The organism is Enterococcus sp. AMC2644, from assembly GCF_058216475.1.
Genome location: NZ_CM177095.1, coordinates 1,226,620 through 1,244,150, shown reverse-complemented (window position 1 = coordinate 1,244,150; position 17,531 = coordinate 1,226,620). Strand labels below are relative to the sequence as shown.

Below are 17,531 nucleotides of genomic sequence, written 5' to 3'. Positions count from 1 at the left end.
AGTGTGCATTGCTCAAGGCTTTTTATTGGCTGCTATTCGTATGTTAGCAGTTTGCGGCTATTTTTTTGATTGATTCATTAAGTCGATATCTTTTTCAATTGTGGCATCAATACCTTTGATAACAGTTGAAATAAAGGCGTTATTTTCCAATTCAACTAAACCAGCAACTGTCGTTCCACCAGGTGAACAGACACGATCAATCAAAGTCCAAGGATTTTCTTTTGATTCTTCAATCATTTTGGCACTGCCTAAGACCGCTTGAGTAGCAATTTCTAAAGCAATATCTTTTGGCAAGCCGTTTTTAACACCTGCACGAGCAATTGAATCGATAAATAGATACGCGTAGGCAGGCGAACTTCCTGCTAGTGCTGTAAAATTTGAGAAGTTTTTTTCATCTAATTCCCAAGCACGACCAATCTTGTTAAACAGCTCAATAATTAAAGTAAGATCTTCTTGTGAGGCAAATTCATTTTTACAAACTGCGGCAGCTCCTTCACCTACCATTGCATTTACGTTGGGCATGACACGGATAATTTTAACTGCTTGATCTGTTTCAAAAATGTCATAAATTGCTTCAGTGGTAGTACCTGCAGCAATTGAGACAAGTAAAGGTTGTTTTTCCAAAATGCTCTTTTTAGCATTTAATAATGCAGGACGAACAATATTTGGTTTAACTGCTAATACTAAGACATCTACATTTTCAATAACTTCTTCAGGTGAGCTCATTGCATGTGCACCTAATGCCTTAGCAAATTGTTGCACTTTTTCTGTTAAAATATCGAATAAATAAACTTGAGAACCTAAAATAAACTCGTTTGCAATGATTCCTTCGACAATAGCAGAAGCCATATTGCCGACACCAATAAACCCAATTTTAAAATCCTTCATTATTTAACACTCCTACCTTTTATTCAGTATTGTTATTAGAAGTAACTAATATTTCATAGGTTAACATGAATCTTTTATCAGTGGAAGAAAATAAATAGTTTAGTGTTAAAAAATCTCTTCCATGAATTCTGTAATAACGAATTAAAAAAACTTAGTACTGAAAAATAGTTACACAAATTAAGTATAGGATAACAGATAACTTAAGAACAGCAAGCTTTTCTCCGATAAATTGAAGTTAGACTCATGTTGCACAAATTGGAGAATAAAAGTGAGTCTTGAAAGCGATTGCTGTGTAAGCGTTTGTAAAGTATAGTAAGAATTGTAAAAAATAACAAATATATTCTGTGAAATTCAGAATGTTGTTTTTACATAACAAAATATATTGGAGGAAATAAAATGAAAAAAGTTAGAGTTTTAATCGCATGTGGTGCAGGGATTGCAACGTCAACAGTAGTGGTGAAAAAAGTAGAAGATTTATTTGCAAATCATAATATTCCGTGCGAAATCCATCAAATTAAAATTTCTGAAGCAGTCGGAAAACAAGACAATGCAGATATGCTCATTTCGACTACTATGCTTCCAACGCAGTATAAAATTCCTGCAATTCAAGCAATGGCATTTCTTACAGGTATCGGAACAGACAAAATAGAAGATAAGATTATTACAATCGCAAAAGAGATTATTGCATAGTTTGATTATTATTATTTATAGAATGGAGAGGTATTATTAATGAACACATTGATGAATATTGTCCAAAGCGTCTTGAATATGGGCGCAAGTGTAATGTTACCAATCATTATTTTTATTCTAGGCTTAGTCTTTAAAGTGAAACCGACCAAAGCACTGATTTCGGGGATTACAGTAGGGATTGGGATGATTGGGATTAATTTAGTGATTAATCTTTTAACAACTAGTGTCGGACCAGCTGCTCAAGCAATGGTAGAACGTTTTGGTTTGAATCTAACTGTAATTGATGGCGGTTGGCCCGCAATAGCTGCAGGAACTTGGGCACAACCTATTTCAGCGTTGATGATTCCTATTATTTTAATTGTCAATCTGGTGATGCTGGCATTGAATTGGACAAAAACCTTAAATATCGATATTTGGAATTATTGGCACATGTCAGCAGCTGCTGCAACAGTTTATATTGTAACAGGCAATCTAATTTTAGGTGTCATTGCTGGGATTGTCTACACAGTATTCGTTCAAATCTTAGCAGATAAAACAGCACCTGCTGTCCAAGAGTATTATGGACTTGAAGGAATTGCTTTTTCAACTGGTTCAACAGCAGGGTACGCAGTATTAGGAATTCCTATTGGTTGGGTAATCAGTCGTATTCCTGGTATTCGGAATATTGATGTTAATCCAGAAACTATTCAAAAACGTTTTGGTATTTTCGGTGAGCCAATGGTTATGGGAATCTTAATTGGTGGTTCATTGGCAGCTTTAGGTGGGTATGATATTTCTGGGATTTTACAAATGGGAATGACAATGGGTGCAGTCATGCTCCTAATGCCTCGCATGGTGAAAATTTTGATGGAAGGCTTAATTCCAATCCAAGAAGGAGCACAAAAATTACTGAAAGATCGTTATGGCGATCGTGAAATTTTCTTAGGAATGGATGCTGCTCTAGCAACTGGGTCACCATCAGCTCTAGCTACAGGATTACTAATGGTACCAATTACACTATTCTTAGCTGTCATTTTACCAGGAAATCGCGTGTTACCTTTTGGAGATTTAGCGACAATTCCATTTTTTGTAGGAATGATTGTTCCAAGTCGTAAAGGAAATATCTTGCATTCTGTCTTAACATGTACGGTTGTAATGATTTTTGCATTATTAATGGCAACAGATTTTGCTCCAGTTTTAACGCAGATGGCAGAAGGTGTCGTAGCCTTTCCAGAAGGTGCTGCCCAAATTAGTAATTTTGATACAGGTGGCAATATTTTAAACTGGATTTTCTTAAAACTAGCACAATTATGGAATGGTATTTTCTAAAAAACAATTAAGTTAGAAAGGCTGAAAATAATGACAATTGATAAAATGTTAGGTGTAACTAAAACGGCATCAGGATACGACCAAATGGCACTCTTAGAAGTAGATATTCCAACGCCTGCTGCTGACGAATTATTAGTAAAAGTCGCTTATACAGGGATTTGTGGTTCAGATATTCATACATTTAAAGGAGAATATAATAATCCAACAACACCAGTTATTCTAGGACATGAATTTTCTGGTCAAGTGGTGGAGGTAGGCTCAGAAGTTACCAAGTTTGTTCCAAACGATCGTGTGACCAGTCAAACTACTTTTTATGTGTGTAATGAATGTGAGTATTGTGCAAAAGAACAATATAACTTATGTCCCCATCGTAAAGGTATTGGAACACAACAAAATGGCTCGATGGCTAATTATTTATTAGTGAAAGAAAAGTATGCGCATAAATTGCCAGATTCTTTAAGCTATAAAGGCGCAGCAATGACGGAGCCATTAGCTTGTTGTGTCCATGCCATGTATCAAAAAAGTCAGTTGGACTTGCACGATACGATTTTAATTATTGGACCGGGACCGATTGGCTTGTATTTAGTTCAGATTGCGAAAGAAATTGGTTCTAAAGTTATCGTGACCGGAATTACTAGAGATGAACATCGGTTGTTATTGGCACAAAAAATGGGTGCTGATGTGATTATAAACACAGAGAAAGAAGATTTAAAAGAAGTTGTTTTACGCGAAACAGATACTATCGGAGTCGATAAAATTTACGATGCTTCTGGTGCGTTAGGCGCAATTAACTATGCCTTACCTTTAATTAGAAAAGGTGGCGAATTCATTCAAGTTGGTTTATTTAAAAATAAAATGAATGAATTAGATTTAGAAACAATCATTCAAAGAGAGATCAATTACGTAGGTAGTCGTTCTCAAAACCCATACGATTGGCCAGTGGCTTTGCATTTATTGGCAAAAGGCGCTATTCATATTGATGAAATGATTACCAAAGAATTTGGATTGGAAGATTGGCGCAAGGCATTTGAAAGTGTGATGTCTGGGGATGAAATTAAAGTGATGATTAAGTCCAATGACTTGTGATTAAGGAGCTGGGCAGCGTGACTAACTCGCTGCCTTTTTCTTTAAAGATACGTGTAAAAAGGGGAATATCATGGAATTAGACGTACGAACAAATGAATTATTTATGGAGATATTGAATCATCCCAATGAAACAAGTGGATCATTAAGTAAGCGATTGGGTCTAACACGTGCTCAAATAAATTATTCATTCAAAAAATTGAATGATTATCTTACCGATTTGCAGTTGGAAACGATTCATCGAACACCAAATGGTCATTTTGTGGTTCCAAGAATGGTAAATGAGCGTTTTAGTGACTTGCATCAACGTAAACAAATTGATATTTATTTAGCGCCTGAGGAACGTATCCATTTAATTATCTTGATGTTATTATCAAAAACTGATTTTTTATCAATGAATCATTTCATTGTTGAATTAAATGTGAGTAAAAATACAGTTGTCAGAGACTTAAAAGAATTAGGTATTCTTTTAGCAAAACAAGGGTATCAATTAGAATATTTACGTTCAAAAGGTTACCGTATCAAAGCTTCAGAATGGCAACGCCGTCAGTTATTGCTGGAAACTATTAACCAAATTTGTTTATTTGATGCGGATGGCACGCTTTTATTCCAATTTGCAGATATTAATGAAGAGAAGTTGGCAAGTTATCGAGAAAAAGTAGATACAGTTGAAAAATCTTTAAATATTCGTTATTCCGATGATAAAATAAAAAATTTACCAGTTTTTACTTTATTGCTACAGCGACGTATCAAGCGTAAAAAGACGATTCGTTACGATGTTGAATTGGATTTTTCAGAATTACAAGAAACCCAAGAATACAACGTCATTAAAGAAGTATTTTTTGAAGGCGATTTGGGGATGACGGATTTTAATGATGTCATTTATTTCACTTTGTTATTTTTATCAACCAATTTGACGCAAATGGACATTTTATCTGCTAGAGAGTTACGTCAATTAGAATTAGCAGTCACACAGGTAATTGAAAATTTCGAAAAAATAGCACATGTAACCATTGTGGATAGAGAAGACTTATTGCAGCGAATCATGATGCACATGCGTCCAGCCTATTATCGAATTAAATATCACATGCATTTAAATGAAGTTGATCTGGAACGACAAAAAAATATGGGGGTCTCTTCTGTCTTTTATCTAGTGAAACAATCTTTAGCACCTCTAGAACAATTTTTTTCAAAAAAATTACCAGAAACAGAAATTTTTTATTTGGCGTTATTTTTTGGGGGTCATTTATTAGAACATGATAGTGTACTCGCTAGAGAGGAACGCAAAACAGCGATCATTGTTTGTACAAATGGAATCTCGGTTTCATTATTGCTGGAAAGAAATTTGACAGGACTGTTTCCAGAGATAGACTTTATTGCAACTTTATCTGCTAGAGAATTTTATGCGAAGGATATTGAAGCAGAGTATGTGTTTTCTTCGGTGCCGTTAGAGACGGATAAACGTTTTTATTTAGTGAAAGATTTTTTAACGGATGAAGGGAAATTACAACTTAGAAAACAAGTGATGAATGATACGCTAGTAGGGATGGATGATTTTGCTTTAGCAGAAAAAATTATAAAAAGAGTGAAGAAAAATACAGAAGTATTCGATGAAGAAGCGTTATTTTTAGATGTATTAAATGTATTAAAAGAGAATGTTGCAAAAAATGAGAAAATAACAGATCGTGTGATTCATTTCGATCAATTAATTCCCGCTAAGAATATTTTAATTGAGGAAAAACTTGTAACTTGGCACGAAGCGTTAGAGAGTTTAAGTCAACCACTTATTTCTGAACAAGTGATAACACCACAGTATCTAACCGCATTAAAACAAGAAATGGCTGAGATACCGCCTTATATTGTTTTTAGAAATAAACTGGCCTTGCCACACACTGAACCGGAAAAAGGTGCGTTGGGAGTTGCTATGAGTTTTGGGATTTTTAAAGAAGGGCTTGTCACAGAGACCGGTGAACGGATACATATTGTCGTATTGTTAGCTTCCAATGATAAAGAAAAGCATATAGATGCGCTCTTGGAATTGATGGACTTATCCGGCAGAGACGATTATATTTCAAAACTATTAGAATGTAAGACTACGGCACAAGCTTATAAAATTTTACATTCCTATCGAATCAACTATTGGGGGTAAAAAAATGACAGAGAAAGTAACAGATTATTTAAAAAATGCACCGATTCTATTAGGCGATGAATTTGAAAATCGAGAAGTTGTTTTTACTAAAATAACAGAAATGACCATTGAAAAAGGATGGGTAACGGAAACATTCTTACAGAAAATTATTGAGCGAGAACAAGTTTTTCCAACGGGCTTACACCAAGGTTCATTTGGAATTGCGATTCCTCATACAGATCCAGAATGTATTGTAGAAGAATTTATTGCTTTGGTTGTTCCTAAAAAACCAGTTACTTTTCAACGGATGGATGATATCAATTTATCAGTAGGAGCTGACTTCATTTTTATTTTAGGGTTGAATCAACCTCATCAGCAATTAGCAATGTTACAGCAATTGATGGAACTAATTCAAAATACAGCGCTATTGCAAACATTGGCTGTACAAACAGAAGCAAACGAAGTAATTACCTTACTTGAAGACGAGGGTTATTAAAAGAAAGGAAAAATAATATGAAAATCGCAGTTGGGAATGATCATGGTGGTTTTGAATTGAAAAAAGCCATTAGTGTCTTTTTAAAAGAACAAGGAATTGAAGTAATTGATGTCGGCACACATACCCTTCTAGAATCCGGAGATTATCCAGATTTCGCTAAAATGGTAGCCGAAAAAGTAGCGAAAAACGAAGTAGATAGTGGTATCTTAATTTGTGGAACAGGTATTGGTGTTAGTATAACAGCTAACAAAGTAGAAGGGGTTCGTGCTGCTGTAGTTGGCGATGTTTTTTCTGCACAAGCAACCAAAGAGCACAATCATGCCAATGTTTTATGCTTAGGCCAGCGCGTCATTGGTGAAGGATTAGCATTAATGATTGTCGACACATGGTTAAACACAGAGTGCTCGATGGATGAACGGCATTTGCGTAGAATTGAAAAAATTCATCTAATGGAGAGAAGCTCGTACGATGATTGATTAAAAAGAAGAGAAATTTCTCTTCTTTTTAATCAATAATTTCAGCTGTTCCATCAACTTGCATCTTTTTTAAATGCGCTTTTGTTTGGGCAATCAGCTCATCCGCATGTCGTTCCCATGTGGCTAATTCACCAATGATTTTTAATGATTCTTTCGAGCGATACGAACGTGTCGGATTGCCAGGAAAACGCTTATCAGTTAAATTGGGGTCATTTTCAAATTCACCGATAGGTTCAACAAGATAAATGCGTTCTTTTTTTGAACCTGTAGCTAACTCGGCGCCCCACTTGGCAGCTTCTAAGGTAGCTGTAAAATAGATATAGTTTGATATGCGTCCGACTTCATAGTTGGAATGGTGTTGAGGTTCAAGATACTCACCTAGTTGCAAGACAGCTTTAGTTCCATGAAAAAAGGGTCCACGATCTAACACGTTATCAGTTGGCATAAATTTCCCTCCAATTAGTATTTGGAAGTTTATCTTACGCTGTTTTCGGTAAAAGAACCAGTCTATAATTGTTGACCAAAGTGTAGTATAATTAAACAGAAGGGAACCAGCATAGCATAATGCCTGTTCCCTTTTTTGTTTGCCAAATAAGAAATTCCTCGTTACAATAAAAGAAAAACGAGGTGTTGGAATGAAAACATTACGAGAAATATTCACGAATGATAGCGTTTACGATGTGGTGAAGCAAACGGAAGTAGCGGCAGTAACGTTTTCTTTTAAAAATGTAGGACCACTGGCATTGACAGCGAGTAAAGCAGGCGGAATTGGTTATTTTCCCAAAGAGTTCGCTTATCCAACAAATCTGGAAGGGGCTCCACTTTCGTTATTAGCACAAATTAACTTTGAGGAAATGCCTCCCTTAACAGGGTATCCTGAAAAAGGTCTCCTTGGATTTTATATTGATTTATTTGATGATGTGATGGGTTTAGACTTTGATGAACCAACAAATAATGCAGGTTTTCGAGTAGTGTATTTTGAAGATATCACAAAAGAAAGTTACACAAGAGAAGATATTCAAGCAATTTTTGCGGAATTCCCACAAGCAGATGCCTACCATGTAGTTGATGGCGAATTTCAAATGATGGGAAAAATTGAACCCCGATATTTAGTGACCGATAGTTATACCTTTGAAAAAGTATACGGTACCCATTTCTATGAATATATGGAAACGCACTTTGAGGATGCTGCAGATGATGTGAGTGATGAAATTTATGATAATCTACCAGTTGCAGGTGCGTTAATGGGGGGCTACCCTTTCTTTACACAAGAAGATCCACGTAATTATGCTGAAAATGTCACACATACAGAACTGCTATTCCAATTAGATACCGATGATATTGGGATTATGTGGGGGGATTCTGGTGTAGGGAACTTCTTTATTTCTAAAGAAGATTTAGCCAATCGGAATTTTACCAATGTCCTTTATAATTGGGATTGCTATTAAAAAGAGCGACCTCCAAAAGTTAGACTAGCCATCTAGCTTTTGGAAGACGCTCTTTTTTATATGGCTAGCAGCATTGTGATAATCCCAATTGTATTATTAATAAAGTGAAAAATTATTGAGGCGATTTTTCTTTTATGATAACATAGGACACTTTATTTTGTGAAATCACGCAACATCTTTGGATAATGTAATTCTTGTCCACGATTTTCAAATGCTTCAAGGATATGCTGAAGCATGGATAAAGTGATGTTATCATAGTCCGTTTTATTTGAAGGTGTCAGCAAGCCAATCGGTGGATGAATCGGTAAATTTTTGATTGGAATTACTTTTGTACCACTAAAGATTTCGGAATGTGCAGTGGCAGTAAAAATAGAAATGCCTAGATTTTCACGAACATAATATTTGTGTGACAAACTTGTCGTGACCGCCATTTTTTTATATTGATTGCCAATACTTCGTCGTAGGTACTGCTCGATTTGAATTCGAATTGGGCAATTTTCAGGCGTGAATAAGAAGGTTTCATTTTTTAAATCTTTTAATGAAACCATTTCTTGACTAGCAAGCGGGTGCTGTTCTGAAACTAACAAATTCAACTCGTCATAGAAAAAAGGTTCATAATAATGATCTAACATTAAATTAGGTGCTCCACAGATAGCAAAATCAATTAGGCCGTCTTGTAGCGCTTGGCTACAAGCATTTGCGTCAGCCACTTGTATATGAATGGTGACAGCGGGATGAGTCGTATGAAATTTTTTAATGACTTGCGGCATAATTAAGCTAGCTGTCGGGTCGGAAATACCTAAAACTAATGACCGCGGTGTTTGATTATGTAATTGTTCAGTCAATTGGTCTAATGCGTCATATTGTGCTAGGAGTGCTTGTGCTTTTTCATAAAAAAGAGTACCAGCAGGTGTTAGCTGCAATGTCTTTCCACGCTCAAACAAAGGGATTTTTAATTCAGCTTCTAATTGTTTGATTCGCATAGAAATAGTTGGTTGCGAATATTGTAAAATTTCAGCAGCCTTTTGGAAACTCCCCGTCTTAACGATAACGGCAAAAGTTTGAATTTCTCGTATGTCCATAACATGCCCTCTTTCTAATGTATTGTTTACAGTATAAAGAGAGTTTGTGTAATCAACAATCTTCTTGTTTAAGGGATATAGTTTTTTTATATCACGCTAAGAAGTAAGGTTTATTTTGAAAATAAATCTGCAGACAATCATTATGTTTAGTTCGTAAAGCTTGATTTATCAAGCTTTTTTTGTCTTTTTTTACATGGGAAATTTTATGTGTATTAGTTTTTTTAATCGGTTAGATTACTTTTTTTTATTTGTAACTGTGTTTTTTATCCCTTATAGTTTAGAAACAAATTTCACTAAACAACCAGGAAAGAGGGATAGACATGACGAAAGTTACACTAATTGTCGGTGCCAATTCAACATCTTCTAGATTGAATGGCTTGGTAGAATATACGCAAAAAGTCTTGTTTGACTATAAAATACAAACGCAGGTGATTCAAGTACACATGTTGCCGCATCGAGCATTATTAACCGCTGATGTCATGGATCGCACTCTTCAGTCGTCTAACGAACAAATTGCAACTAGTGAGGGTGTTTTAGTTTTTACCCCCATCTTTAAAGGAAGTTATTCAGGAATTTTAAAAACCTATTTAGATGTTTTACCGCAAAAAGCATTAGCAAATAAAGTGGTTTATGCATTAGGATTGGGTGGTTCACAGCATCATCTATTAGCCTTGCCATACGCTTTAGAGCCCGTTCTAAAAGAATTAGGAACGGAAGAACTTTTACAATCAACCTATGTTGTCCAAGAACAGGTAACGAAAGATGACCGGCATGGTTTCTTAGTTAGTGATGTTGTCAAACAGCGAATCAATCAACAATTGCAACAATTTTATCATCGGATTGAAGCAAAACAGCTAAAGGAGGAAGCACGATGGGAAAAGATCGTTTAAGAATTGCTACCAAAGAAGATGCCCCGGCCTTTTTAGAATTGATTCAAGAATCCTTTCAAGAAGTGAAAGATTATGGCATTGATTGGCCGTCCACTAACGCCACATTAGAAAGTGTGATTGAGAATATTGAAACGGGCATTGCTCTTGTTTTAGAACGGGAAGGTCGGTTGATTTCAACGATTACCCTTCGGCAACCGTGGGAAAACGAAACGCCCATTTCTAATTATCCTTTTCTTTGGTGGTTTGCTACGGCGGATGATTTAAAAGGGCAAGGAATTGGCAAAAAATTTATCAAACAAGTGGAAGAAGAATTTTTAATTAAAATTTTGAAGGCACCCGCTTATGTGATTGGGACATCTGGTAGAAAACATCCCTGGTTGCTAGATATGTATTTACGTAATGGTTATCAGCTTTTAACCACTCGTGAAGATGAGGATGATATAGGTGTTGCCCTTTATAAAGTGTTAATTCCTGAAAAATTTGATGAGAACATTTTACGCATACCTGAAGTAGTTACACCTTAAGGAGGAGAGCATAATGTCAGATTTTTTTAAATGGGAATACGTGATTTCTTTTTTTCCTAAAATTTTATCAGCGTTACCTGTAACGTTGCTGATTGTTGTGGTTGCTTCGATGATGGGAATGGGATTGGGCTTACTCATTGCGTTTCTTCGAATTGAAAAAGTACCCGTTTTCTCACAAATTAGTCGTGTGTTTGTTTCGTTTATTCGAGGAACACCGATTTTAGTGCAATTATTTTTAGTTTTTTATGGTTTACCAATTTTGTTCCCAAGTTTAGCTAATTTGAACAAAATTGATTATGTTTATATTACTTATGGCTTAAATACTGCGGCTTTTTTCTCAGAAATTTTTCGTTCATCGATCTTAAGTGTACCTGCTTCACAAAAGGAAGCAGCAGCATCCGTTGGCTTGACGAAACGCCAAACGTATTGGCGAATTATCTTACCGCAAGCCGTTCGTATTGCCTTACCTGCTACAGGAACGATGATTGTTAATTTATTACAAGATACCTCGTTAGCTTTTTCATTAGGAGTTATTGATGTGATTGGTAAAGTTCGAGCGTTAGGAGCTTTAACGTATCATTCATTGGAGGGATATTTTGTTGCAGCGATACTCTTTGTCAGTTTAAGTATTGTTCTTGAGCAAGCTTTTGCTTGGTTAGGAAGACGTTATCAGTTTCAATCAAAAAAAGTCACGCAATCAAAACCAGCTGTAAAGTTTCAACCTGTCGTTAAACAGGGAAAAAAAATACCGAAAATTGTTCGCTGAAAAAGGAGAAAATAATGAAAAATATAGCTAATAAATGGGTTGTTTTGTTGGGAATCATAGGAACACTATTATTAAGTGCTTGTGGCAATCAATCAGAAGCTACAGAAGATACAAAAAATACCGATGTTGAAACAGTCATTGTGGGAACTGGAAATATCTATCAACCATTTGTTTATTTAGATGAAAACAATGAGTTACAAGGTTATGATGTTGAGATTTTAAAAGCCATTGACAAAAAACTGGACCAGTACACATTTGAATATGAATCAATGGACTTCAAAAATATCTTGACTTCTCTTTCGTCTGGAAAAGTTCGTTTAGCTGCACATCAATATGAATACAATGATGAACGTGCTGCTAACTATCTGTATGGAGAAGTCGGTTATACCGATTATACGTTGTACATTGTACATGATGGTGGACAAAAAGCAGCTTATCAGTCACTAGATGATTTAGTAGGTAAAAAAGTTTTTGCTTCACCAGGCGGTAATGTGGCGTATTTACTAGAAAAATACAATAAAGAACATGAGGACAAGATTGAGATTATTTATAATGAAGCGTCAAGTGAAGTCTTTGTCAAAGGTCTGCAAAACGGTACAGCAGGTGCGGCAGTTTTAACGAAATATGATACCAATAAATACAACGAGCAATTTAATGCAGACTTACAAATTTCGGGGGAAGCTATTAATGTTTCTAAAACATATTTCTTATATGAAAAAGGGGATGACGCATTAAAAGCAGCTGTTGATGGTGCATTACAGGAATTAATTGATGACGGTACATTAAAGACCTTATCAGTTGATATTTTAGGCGATGACTATACAAAATAATTACTGCTGAGGGGGCATAAAATGAAAAAACAAAAATGGTTTGTCTCATTGGGAATTGTTGGAGCCTTCTTTTTAGGTGCTTGTGGCAATAAGGTAGATTCGTCAGCAAAAACAGGAACTGATGAAAATGCTGAAACGGTTATTGTGGGAACTGGGAACGGCTACCAACCGTTTGTTTATTTAGATGAGAATAATGAGTTGCAAGGTTATGATGTCGAAGTCTTAAAAGCAGTCGATGAAAAATTGTCTCAATATAATTTTGAGTTTGAATCAATGGATTTTAAAAATATTTTAACTTCACTGTCTGCGGATAAAGTGCGTTTAGCGGCACATAATTATGCGTACAATGATGAACGAGGTCAAAAGTATCTCTATGGCGAAGTCGCTTATAACACCTATGCTCATCATATTGTGAATGATGAGAGTAAAGGAGCTACGTATGAGACACTAGCAGATTTAGAAGGGAAAAAAGTTTTTGCCTCACCAGGCAGTGAAGTGGCCTATATTTTGGAAACATATAACAAAGAACACAATCAGGCAATCGAAATTATTTATAACGAAGCAGCTAGTGAAGTATTGGTTAAAGGCTTACAAAATGGGACAGCTGATGCAGCAATTTTAACGAAATTTGATACTAATAAATATAATGAACAATTTAATGCCAGTTTACAGGCCTCTGACCAAGCGCTCAAGAGTGCCGGAATCTATTTTATCTTCAAAAAAGGCGATGAGAAGTTACAACAAGCAGTAGATGGTGCCTTAGAAGACTTGATTGCTGAAGGAACTTTGTCACAACTATCGATTGATATTTTTGGTGACGACTATACAAAATAAAGAAAGTAGGTAGCAGGAAATGAAAATAGATATTACCGCGATTCTCACAGCTTTTAAAGCAGCGATTCCTTACATTCCGGTCACGCTGCGTCTGGCACTGGTTCCTTTATTGATTGGAACAGCAGTGGGGTTGGTTATCGCTTTAATTCGATTTTACCGTCTGCCTATTTTAGCGAAATTTTTCTCTGGAATAATTACAGTAGGTAAAGGTATTCCGATTGTGTTGAGCTTAATTGTGGCCTATTTAGTTTTTTCCGATGCATTTGACAGTGTTTCTCAAGCACTTGGTTGGTCACTGCAATTTAAAGACATTAATCGGGAATATATCGCGATTTTTGTCCTTAGCTTGTACGCCAGTATCGGTTTGTCAGAAATTTTTCGGGGAGCATTAACGAGTATTCCACAAGATCAATGGGACGCAGCTGCATCGATTGGGCTTACACAAGTGCAAACAATTTGGCGAGTAGTTTTACCGCAAATGTTCCCTATTGTGTTGCCGATGATTTGTAGTCAATTAATTGTCTTAATTAAAGCCTCGGCACTTGTCTCATTAGTCTCGGTAGTCGATGTTTTAAACGGGGCGCTAATTACTTCCACTACTAGTTATACATTTTTAGAATCATATATTGCAGCAGCACTGATTTATTGGGGCCTAGCAATACTTGTTGAGCAGTTATCAGGACTTTTTGAACGCCACTATTCACGTAAATTTGTAGGGGGGACTTTTGTATGATTACGATACAAAATATTCATAAAAAATTTGGACAAAATGAAATATTAAAAGGAGTCAATCTTACAATTGAAAAAGGAGAAGTAGTCGTAATTATTGGTCCTAGTGGTTCAGGTAAAACAACTTTTTTACGTTGCTTGAATTTCTTAGAACGTGCAGAGCAAGGGACACTCCAAATTGGTGAGACTACAGTTGATTTTAAACAAGCAACAAAAAAACAAATTTTAGCCATTCGTAAAAAAACAGCCATGGTCTTTCAACAGTATGCTTTGTTTTTCAATCGAACCGCATTAGAAAATGTAATTGAAGGGCTAGTGATTGCTCGTAAAGTTCCCAAAAAAGAAGCCACTGAAAAAGGCAAAGCATTACTAGTCAAAGTGGGTTTGGCAGGTAAAGAGAATTACTATCCTCATGAATTGTCAGGTGGACAACAGCAACGTGTAGGTATTGCACGCGCTCTAGCCTTAAATCCAGAAGCTATTTTGTTTGATGAACCCACTTCTGCATTGGATCCCGAACTAGTGGGTGAGACATTAGATGTGATTAAGCAAGTTGCTAATGAAGGAAGCACGTTAGTTATTGTCACACACGAAATGCAATTTGCTTATGAAGTTGCGGATCGAGTTATTTTTATGGAAAATGGAGTGATTGTTGAGCAAGGCACCCCACAAGAAGTATTTGACCAAACTAAAGAACAACGGACGAAAGACTTTTTAGCAAGAACCGCTGTTTACCATTAAAGGGGGGGAAAACATGGGGATAAAATTAAGTTTGTTAGATCAAAGCATCATTTATGAAGGAGAGACGGCGACCTCAACCTTAGCCAAGACAGTAGCTTTTGCCCAAAAAGCTGAAACTCTCGGCTTTGATACATTTTTTGTTTCAGAACATCATTTGATAAAAGAATTGGCAGGTGCGTCACCAGAAGTTTTGATTGGCTATATTTTAGCAAGTACCAAGACAATCAAAGTTGGAGCTGCTGGCGTGATGTTACAACATTATGTACCGTTTAAAGTGGCAGAAGCATTTAGTGTCTTGCATCATTTGGCACCTGGACGTGTCGTTTTGGGTATTGGAAAAGCGCAAGGAGGAAAAGATGAAGCAGTGGAAGTTTTACAACGTGATTTTGTGAAACCAACACAGACATTTGAAGAAAAATTTACCGAACTAACCCATTTTATCCGCAATAATTTTCCGAAAGAACATTCGTATGCAGCATCTGAGTATACATTGGAACCCCAAATTCAAGAAAAATTAGCAATTGAATTATTAGGTGGAAGTCAAGAAAGTGCTGAACTAGCAACGCAAGAACAGGCAGGACTTATTTATCCGTACTTTAGCAATGCTGACGAAGAGGCTTTAGCTATAACTCGTCAAGCGTACCAAGCAAAAGAAACATTCAAAATTGCAGTAGTCGTCTATATTACCGAGGATAAAATAGAAGCTGCCGAGTACCTAGAAAAACAAGCTTCTTATACAGTGGTTTTTAATACTGGTAAGCGCATTAATTTTGCCGACCAAGTGACAGCTAACGACTATGCAAAGCAACATCAAGCAGAAGAAGCGCAAGTGATTCAGCGACAAGTCGGAGCGTTTGTTGGTAGTGCGGCACAAGTCAAAGCTGATTTGTTCGATTTTTCAGCACGTTTTGACACCGAACACTTTGTCATTCATACACCTGGTGTTCCTTATACTAAAAAACATGAAATCATTCAAGCTTTAGCAGATGAACTAAAAGGAGAGTAAGCAAATGACGCAAATAAATCAAGAAGCAGCTATTATTTTATGGGCAAAAGAGGGGTGCCATTATTGCCAAGAAATCAAAGACTTTTTACAGGAGAAAGAATTAGCCTATCAAGTAATCGATGTGACACAACAAGATAATTTTCGTGATATTTTGTTTGCAAAATACGGGGTTCGCTATGTTCCTGTAGTGGAAATTGCCTCAGCAGGTAGTCACGTTTACCGAGGGATTACCGAGCTTGGTTTAGAGCATGTTGTGAAGGGCCTGCGTGAAGCAGAGATTGGAGTGTAGGGTATGAGTGATAAAACAATTCATTTTGGAAGTATTCTTCATGGAGTGGGCGGAACGACAGACGGTTGGCGTCATCCAGAAGTTGATGAAACAGCCAGTACTAATATTGATTTTTATAAAAGCCGAACTAAATTAGCCGAAAAAGGCTTGTTTGATTTCGTTTTTATTGCGGATGGGTTGTACATATCAGAAAAATCAATTCCGCATTTTTTAAATCGTTTTGAACCGATTACGCTATTGTCTTCTTTAGCAGCCATTACTGAAAATATTGGTTTAGTCGGAACTTTTTCTTCAACGTATACGGATCCGTTTACGTTAGCCCGTCAACTAATGTCTTTGGATCATTTAAGTAACGGTCGAGCTGGCTGGAATTTAGTCACTTCGCCTCAAGCCGGTGTTGCTAAAAATTACAATAATCGTGAATTGCCACCACATGATGAGCGTTATAAAATTGCCCAAGAACATTTAGAGGTGGTTCGTGGTTTGTGGCGCTCATGGGAAGTGGATGCTTTTCCCCGAAATAAAGAAACTGGAGAATATTTTGATCCTAGCAAATTGCATCGCTTAAATTATGAAGGGAAATATTATCAAGTGGCGGGACCGCTAAATATTGGGCGCTCAAAACAAGGCGAACCACTAATTTTTCAAGCCGGTTCTTCAGATAATGGTCGAACCTTTGCAGCTGAGAATGCCGAGGCAATTTTTACCCATAGTAGTTCATTGGAAGAAGCCAAAGCTTTTTATGATGATGTGAAGAAGCGCGCACAAATTGCAGGTAAAAATCCAGAGCATGTCAAAATTTATCCAGGAATTAATCCACTCGTAGCTGATTCACTAGAAGAAGCTGAAGCAAAATACCAAGAATTTGCGCGTTTGATTCCAATTGAAAATGCGGTACGCTATCTGGCACGCTATTTTGATGATTATGATTTTAGTAAGTATGAGTTGGACGAGCCTTTTCCTGAATTAGGCGACATCGGAAAAAATGCTTTCCGTAGCACGACTGACTATATTAAGCAACGGGCCAAAGAGAATAATCAGACATTGCGTCAAGTTGCACTAGAACAAGCTGTACCACGTCCTAACTTTATTGGTACAGCCACAGATGTAGCCGATGAAATTCAGCGCTGGTTTGAAGCCAAAGCCATTGATGGTTTTATTATTGCTGGCGATATTCCGGATTCATTTGAACGTTTTGTTAATGAAGTAATCCCCATTTTACAAGAACGTGGCGTTTACCGTAAAGCCTATCCAGGTTCGACTTTACGTGAAAATATCGGGCTTCCGATTACTAAATAAGAAAATGCGTTTCCTTTTACAGGA

The 17,531-nt window shown here is 36.5% G+C and carries 20 protein-coding genes; 17 read left to right on the top strand and 3 right to left on the bottom strand.

Annotated features, from left to right (window positions below; genetic code table 11):
* Positions 1 to 57: 57 nt before the first annotated feature.
* A complete protein-coding gene (gene proC, locus AC4BC5_RS06010) occupies positions 58 to 888 on the bottom strand; it encodes a pyrroline-5-carboxylate reductase (protein ID WP_490497234.1) in 831 nt (276 codons plus the stop codon).
* A 396-nt stretch (positions 889 to 1,284) separates the two neighbouring features.
* Between proC and AC4BC5_RS06005 the strand changes: the two genes are divergently transcribed.
* The 6 genes from AC4BC5_RS06005 (at position 1,285) to rpiB (ending at position 7,069) form a co-directional block, all read left to right on the top strand.
* The gene (locus AC4BC5_RS06005; protein WP_490497233.1) at positions 1,285 to 1,578 is read left to right on the top strand and encodes a PTS sugar transporter subunit IIB; all 294 of its coding nucleotides are present in this window, start codon (positions 1,285 to 1,287) and stop codon (positions 1,576 to 1,578) included.
* A gap of 39 nt (positions 1,579 to 1,617) precedes the next feature.
* Positions 1,618 to 2,886: a PTS galactitol transporter subunit IIC gene (locus tag AC4BC5_RS06000; RefSeq protein ID WP_490497232.1), complete on the top strand. Its 1,269-nt coding sequence runs from the start codon at positions 1,618 to 1,620 to the stop codon at positions 2,884 to 2,886.
* Between the two features lie 30 nt (positions 2,887 to 2,916).
* Complete coding sequence (locus tag AC4BC5_RS05995) at positions 2,917 to 3,972, top strand: zinc-binding dehydrogenase (protein WP_490497231.1); 1,056 nt, start codon at positions 2,917 to 2,919, stop codon at positions 3,970 to 3,972.
* A gap of 70 nt (positions 3,973 to 4,042) precedes the next feature.
* Positions 4,043 to 6,118: a BglG family transcription antiterminator gene (locus AC4BC5_RS05990; RefSeq protein ID WP_490497230.1), complete on the top strand. Its 2,076-nt coding sequence runs from the start codon at positions 4,043 to 4,045 to the stop codon at positions 6,116 to 6,118.
* A gap of 4 nt (positions 6,119 to 6,122) precedes the next feature.
* A complete protein-coding gene (locus tag AC4BC5_RS05985) occupies positions 6,123 to 6,593 on the top strand; it encodes a PTS sugar transporter subunit IIA (RefSeq protein WP_490497229.1) in 471 nt (156 codons plus the stop codon).
* A gap of 17 nt (positions 6,594 to 6,610) precedes the next feature.
* The gene (gene rpiB / locus AC4BC5_RS05980) at positions 6,611 to 7,069 is read left to right on the top strand and encodes a ribose 5-phosphate isomerase B (protein WP_490497228.1); all 459 of its coding nucleotides are present in this window, start codon (positions 6,611 to 6,613) and stop codon (positions 7,067 to 7,069) included.
* 28 nt (positions 7,070 to 7,097) lie between these two features.
* On the opposite strand, the gene arr is transcribed toward rpiB, so the two are convergent.
* Complete coding sequence (gene arr / locus AC4BC5_RS05975) at positions 7,098 to 7,514, bottom strand: NAD(+)--rifampin ADP-ribosyltransferase (RefSeq protein ID WP_490497227.1); 417 nt, start codon at positions 7,512 to 7,514, stop codon at positions 7,098 to 7,100.
* Positions 7,515 to 7,704: 190 nt separating this feature from the next.
* Between arr and AC4BC5_RS05970 the strand changes: the two genes are divergently transcribed.
* The gene (locus AC4BC5_RS05970) at positions 7,705 to 8,517 is read left to right on the top strand and encodes a YwqG family protein (RefSeq protein WP_490497226.1); all 813 of its coding nucleotides are present in this window, start codon (positions 7,705 to 7,707) and stop codon (positions 8,515 to 8,517) included.
* 152 nt (positions 8,518 to 8,669) lie between these two features.
* Here the strand turns inward: AC4BC5_RS05970 and AC4BC5_RS05965 are convergent, their stop codons facing one another.
* Complete coding sequence (locus tag AC4BC5_RS05965; RefSeq protein WP_490497225.1) at positions 8,670 to 9,599, bottom strand: LysR family transcriptional regulator; 930 nt, start codon at positions 9,597 to 9,599, stop codon at positions 8,670 to 8,672.
* 320 nt (positions 9,600 to 9,919) lie between these two features.
* On the opposite strand from AC4BC5_RS05965, the gene AC4BC5_RS05960 reads away from it, so the two are divergent.
* From AC4BC5_RS05960 to AC4BC5_RS05915, 10 genes are read left to right on the top strand one after another with little or no spacing between them, the layout of a single operon-like run.
* Positions 9,920 to 10,489 carry an NAD(P)H-dependent oxidoreductase gene (locus tag AC4BC5_RS05960; RefSeq protein WP_490497224.1) on the top strand — a complete coding sequence of 190 codons (570 nt, stop codon included), beginning with the start codon at positions 9,920 to 9,922 and terminating at the stop codon, positions 10,487 to 10,489.
* The gene (locus AC4BC5_RS05955; protein WP_490497223.1) at positions 10,471 to 11,013 is read left to right on the top strand and encodes a GNAT family N-acetyltransferase; all 543 of its coding nucleotides are present in this window, start codon (positions 10,471 to 10,473) and stop codon (positions 11,011 to 11,013) included. Before AC4BC5_RS05960 ends, AC4BC5_RS05955 begins: the two co-directional genes overlap by 19 nt.
* 13 nt (positions 11,014 to 11,026) lie before the next feature.
* Positions 11,027 to 11,779 carry an amino acid ABC transporter permease gene (locus AC4BC5_RS05950; RefSeq protein ID WP_490497222.1) on the top strand — a complete coding sequence of 251 codons (753 nt, stop codon included), beginning with the start codon at positions 11,027 to 11,029 and terminating at the stop codon, positions 11,777 to 11,779.
* 14 nt (positions 11,780 to 11,793) lie between these two features.
* The gene (locus AC4BC5_RS05945) at positions 11,794 to 12,609 is read left to right on the top strand and encodes a transporter substrate-binding domain-containing protein (RefSeq protein ID WP_490497221.1); all 816 of its coding nucleotides are present in this window, start codon (positions 11,794 to 11,796) and stop codon (positions 12,607 to 12,609) included.
* A 21-nt stretch (positions 12,610 to 12,630) separates the two neighbouring features.
* The gene (locus tag AC4BC5_RS05940; RefSeq protein ID WP_490497220.1) at positions 12,631 to 13,443 is read left to right on the top strand and encodes a transporter substrate-binding domain-containing protein; all 813 of its coding nucleotides are present in this window, start codon (positions 12,631 to 12,633) and stop codon (positions 13,441 to 13,443) included.
* A gap of 19 nt (positions 13,444 to 13,462) precedes the next feature.
* On the top strand, positions 13,463 to 14,176 hold the full coding sequence (locus tag AC4BC5_RS05935) for an ABC transporter permease subunit (RefSeq protein ID WP_490497219.1): 714 nt from the start codon (positions 13,463 to 13,465) through the stop codon (positions 14,174 to 14,176).
* Positions 14,173 to 14,913, top strand: a complete 741-nt coding sequence (locus tag AC4BC5_RS05930) for an amino acid ABC transporter ATP-binding protein (protein WP_490497218.1) — start codon at positions 14,173 to 14,175, stop codon at positions 14,911 to 14,913. Before AC4BC5_RS05935 ends, AC4BC5_RS05930 begins: the two co-directional genes overlap by 4 nt.
* Before the next feature lie 13 nt (positions 14,914 to 14,926).
* Entirely contained in the window at positions 14,927 to 15,919 is a 993-nt protein-coding gene (locus AC4BC5_RS05925; protein WP_490497217.1) for an MsnO8 family LLM class oxidoreductase, read from the top strand.
* Positions 15,920 to 15,923: 4 nt separating this feature from the next.
* Positions 15,924 to 16,208: a glutaredoxin family protein gene (locus tag AC4BC5_RS05920; RefSeq protein WP_490497216.1), complete on the top strand. Its 285-nt coding sequence runs from the start codon at positions 15,924 to 15,926 to the stop codon at positions 16,206 to 16,208.
* Between the two features lie 3 nt (positions 16,209 to 16,211).
* Positions 16,212 to 17,507, top strand: coding sequence for an LLM class flavin-dependent oxidoreductase (locus tag AC4BC5_RS05915; RefSeq protein WP_490497215.1), 1,296 nt, complete (start codon positions 16,212 to 16,214; stop codon positions 17,505 to 17,507).
* Positions 17,508 to 17,531: the final 24 nt, after the last annotated feature.

What these genes read in the sequence shown, in the direction of transcription:
- AC4BC5_RS05995 (WP_490497231.1), top strand. Translation starts at nt 2,917, where the DNA reads ATGACAATTGATAAAATGTTAGGTGTAACTAAAACGGCATCAGGATAC.
- AC4BC5_RS05990 (WP_490497230.1), top strand. Translation starts at nt 4,043, where the DNA reads ATGGAATTAGACGTACGAACAAATGAATTATTTATGGAGATATTGAAT.
- AC4BC5_RS06005 (WP_490497233.1), top strand. Translation starts at nt 1,285, where the DNA reads ATGAAAAAAGTTAGAGTTTTAATCGCATGTGGTGCAGGGATTGCAACG.
- rpiB (WP_490497228.1), top strand. Translation starts at nt 6,611, where the DNA reads ATGAAAATCGCAGTTGGGAATGATCATGGTGGTTTTGAATTGAAAAAA.
- AC4BC5_RS05925 (WP_490497217.1), top strand. Translation starts at nt 14,927, where the DNA reads ATGGGGATAAAATTAAGTTTGTTAGATCAAAGCATCATTTATGAAGGA.
- AC4BC5_RS05950 (WP_490497222.1), top strand. Translation starts at nt 11,027, where the DNA reads ATGTCAGATTTTTTTAAATGGGAATACGTGATTTCTTTTTTTCCTAAA.
- AC4BC5_RS05930 (WP_490497218.1), top strand. Translation starts at nt 14,173, where the DNA reads ATGATTACGATACAAAATATTCATAAAAAATTTGGACAAAATGAAATA.
- AC4BC5_RS06000 (WP_490497232.1), top strand. Translation starts at nt 1,618, where the DNA reads ATGAACACATTGATGAATATTGTCCAAAGCGTCTTGAATATGGGCGCA.
- AC4BC5_RS05915 (WP_490497215.1), top strand. Translation starts at nt 16,212, where the DNA reads ATGAGTGATAAAACAATTCATTTTGGAAGTATTCTTCATGGAGTGGGC.
- AC4BC5_RS05935 (WP_490497219.1), top strand. Translation starts at nt 13,463, where the DNA reads ATGAAAATAGATATTACCGCGATTCTCACAGCTTTTAAAGCAGCGATT.
- AC4BC5_RS05940 (WP_490497220.1), top strand. Translation starts at nt 12,631, where the DNA reads ATGAAAAAACAAAAATGGTTTGTCTCATTGGGAATTGTTGGAGCCTTC.
- AC4BC5_RS05920 (WP_490497216.1), top strand. Translation starts at nt 15,924, where the DNA reads ATGACGCAAATAAATCAAGAAGCAGCTATTATTTTATGGGCAAAAGAG.
- proC (WP_490497234.1), bottom strand. Translation starts at nt 888, where the DNA reads ATGAAGGATTTTAAAATTGGGTTTATTGGTGTCGGCAATATGGCTTCT.
- AC4BC5_RS05960 (WP_490497224.1), top strand. Translation starts at nt 9,920, where the DNA reads ATGACGAAAGTTACACTAATTGTCGGTGCCAATTCAACATCTTCTAGA.
- AC4BC5_RS05985 (WP_490497229.1), top strand. Translation starts at nt 6,123, where the DNA reads ATGACAGAGAAAGTAACAGATTATTTAAAAAATGCACCGATTCTATTA.
- AC4BC5_RS05945 (WP_490497221.1), top strand. Translation starts at nt 11,794, where the DNA reads ATGAAAAATATAGCTAATAAATGGGTTGTTTTGTTGGGAATCATAGGA.
- AC4BC5_RS05970 (WP_490497226.1), top strand. Translation starts at nt 7,705, where the DNA reads ATGAAAACATTACGAGAAATATTCACGAATGATAGCGTTTACGATGTG.
- arr (WP_490497227.1), bottom strand. Translation starts at nt 7,514, where the DNA reads ATGCCAACTGATAACGTGTTAGATCGTGGACCCTTTTTTCATGGAACT.
- AC4BC5_RS05955 (WP_490497223.1), top strand. Translation starts at nt 10,471, where the DNA reads ATGGGAAAAGATCGTTTAAGAATTGCTACCAAAGAAGATGCCCCGGCC.
- AC4BC5_RS05965 (WP_490497225.1), bottom strand. Translation starts at nt 9,599, where the DNA reads ATGGACATACGAGAAATTCAAACTTTTGCCGTTATCGTTAAGACGGGG.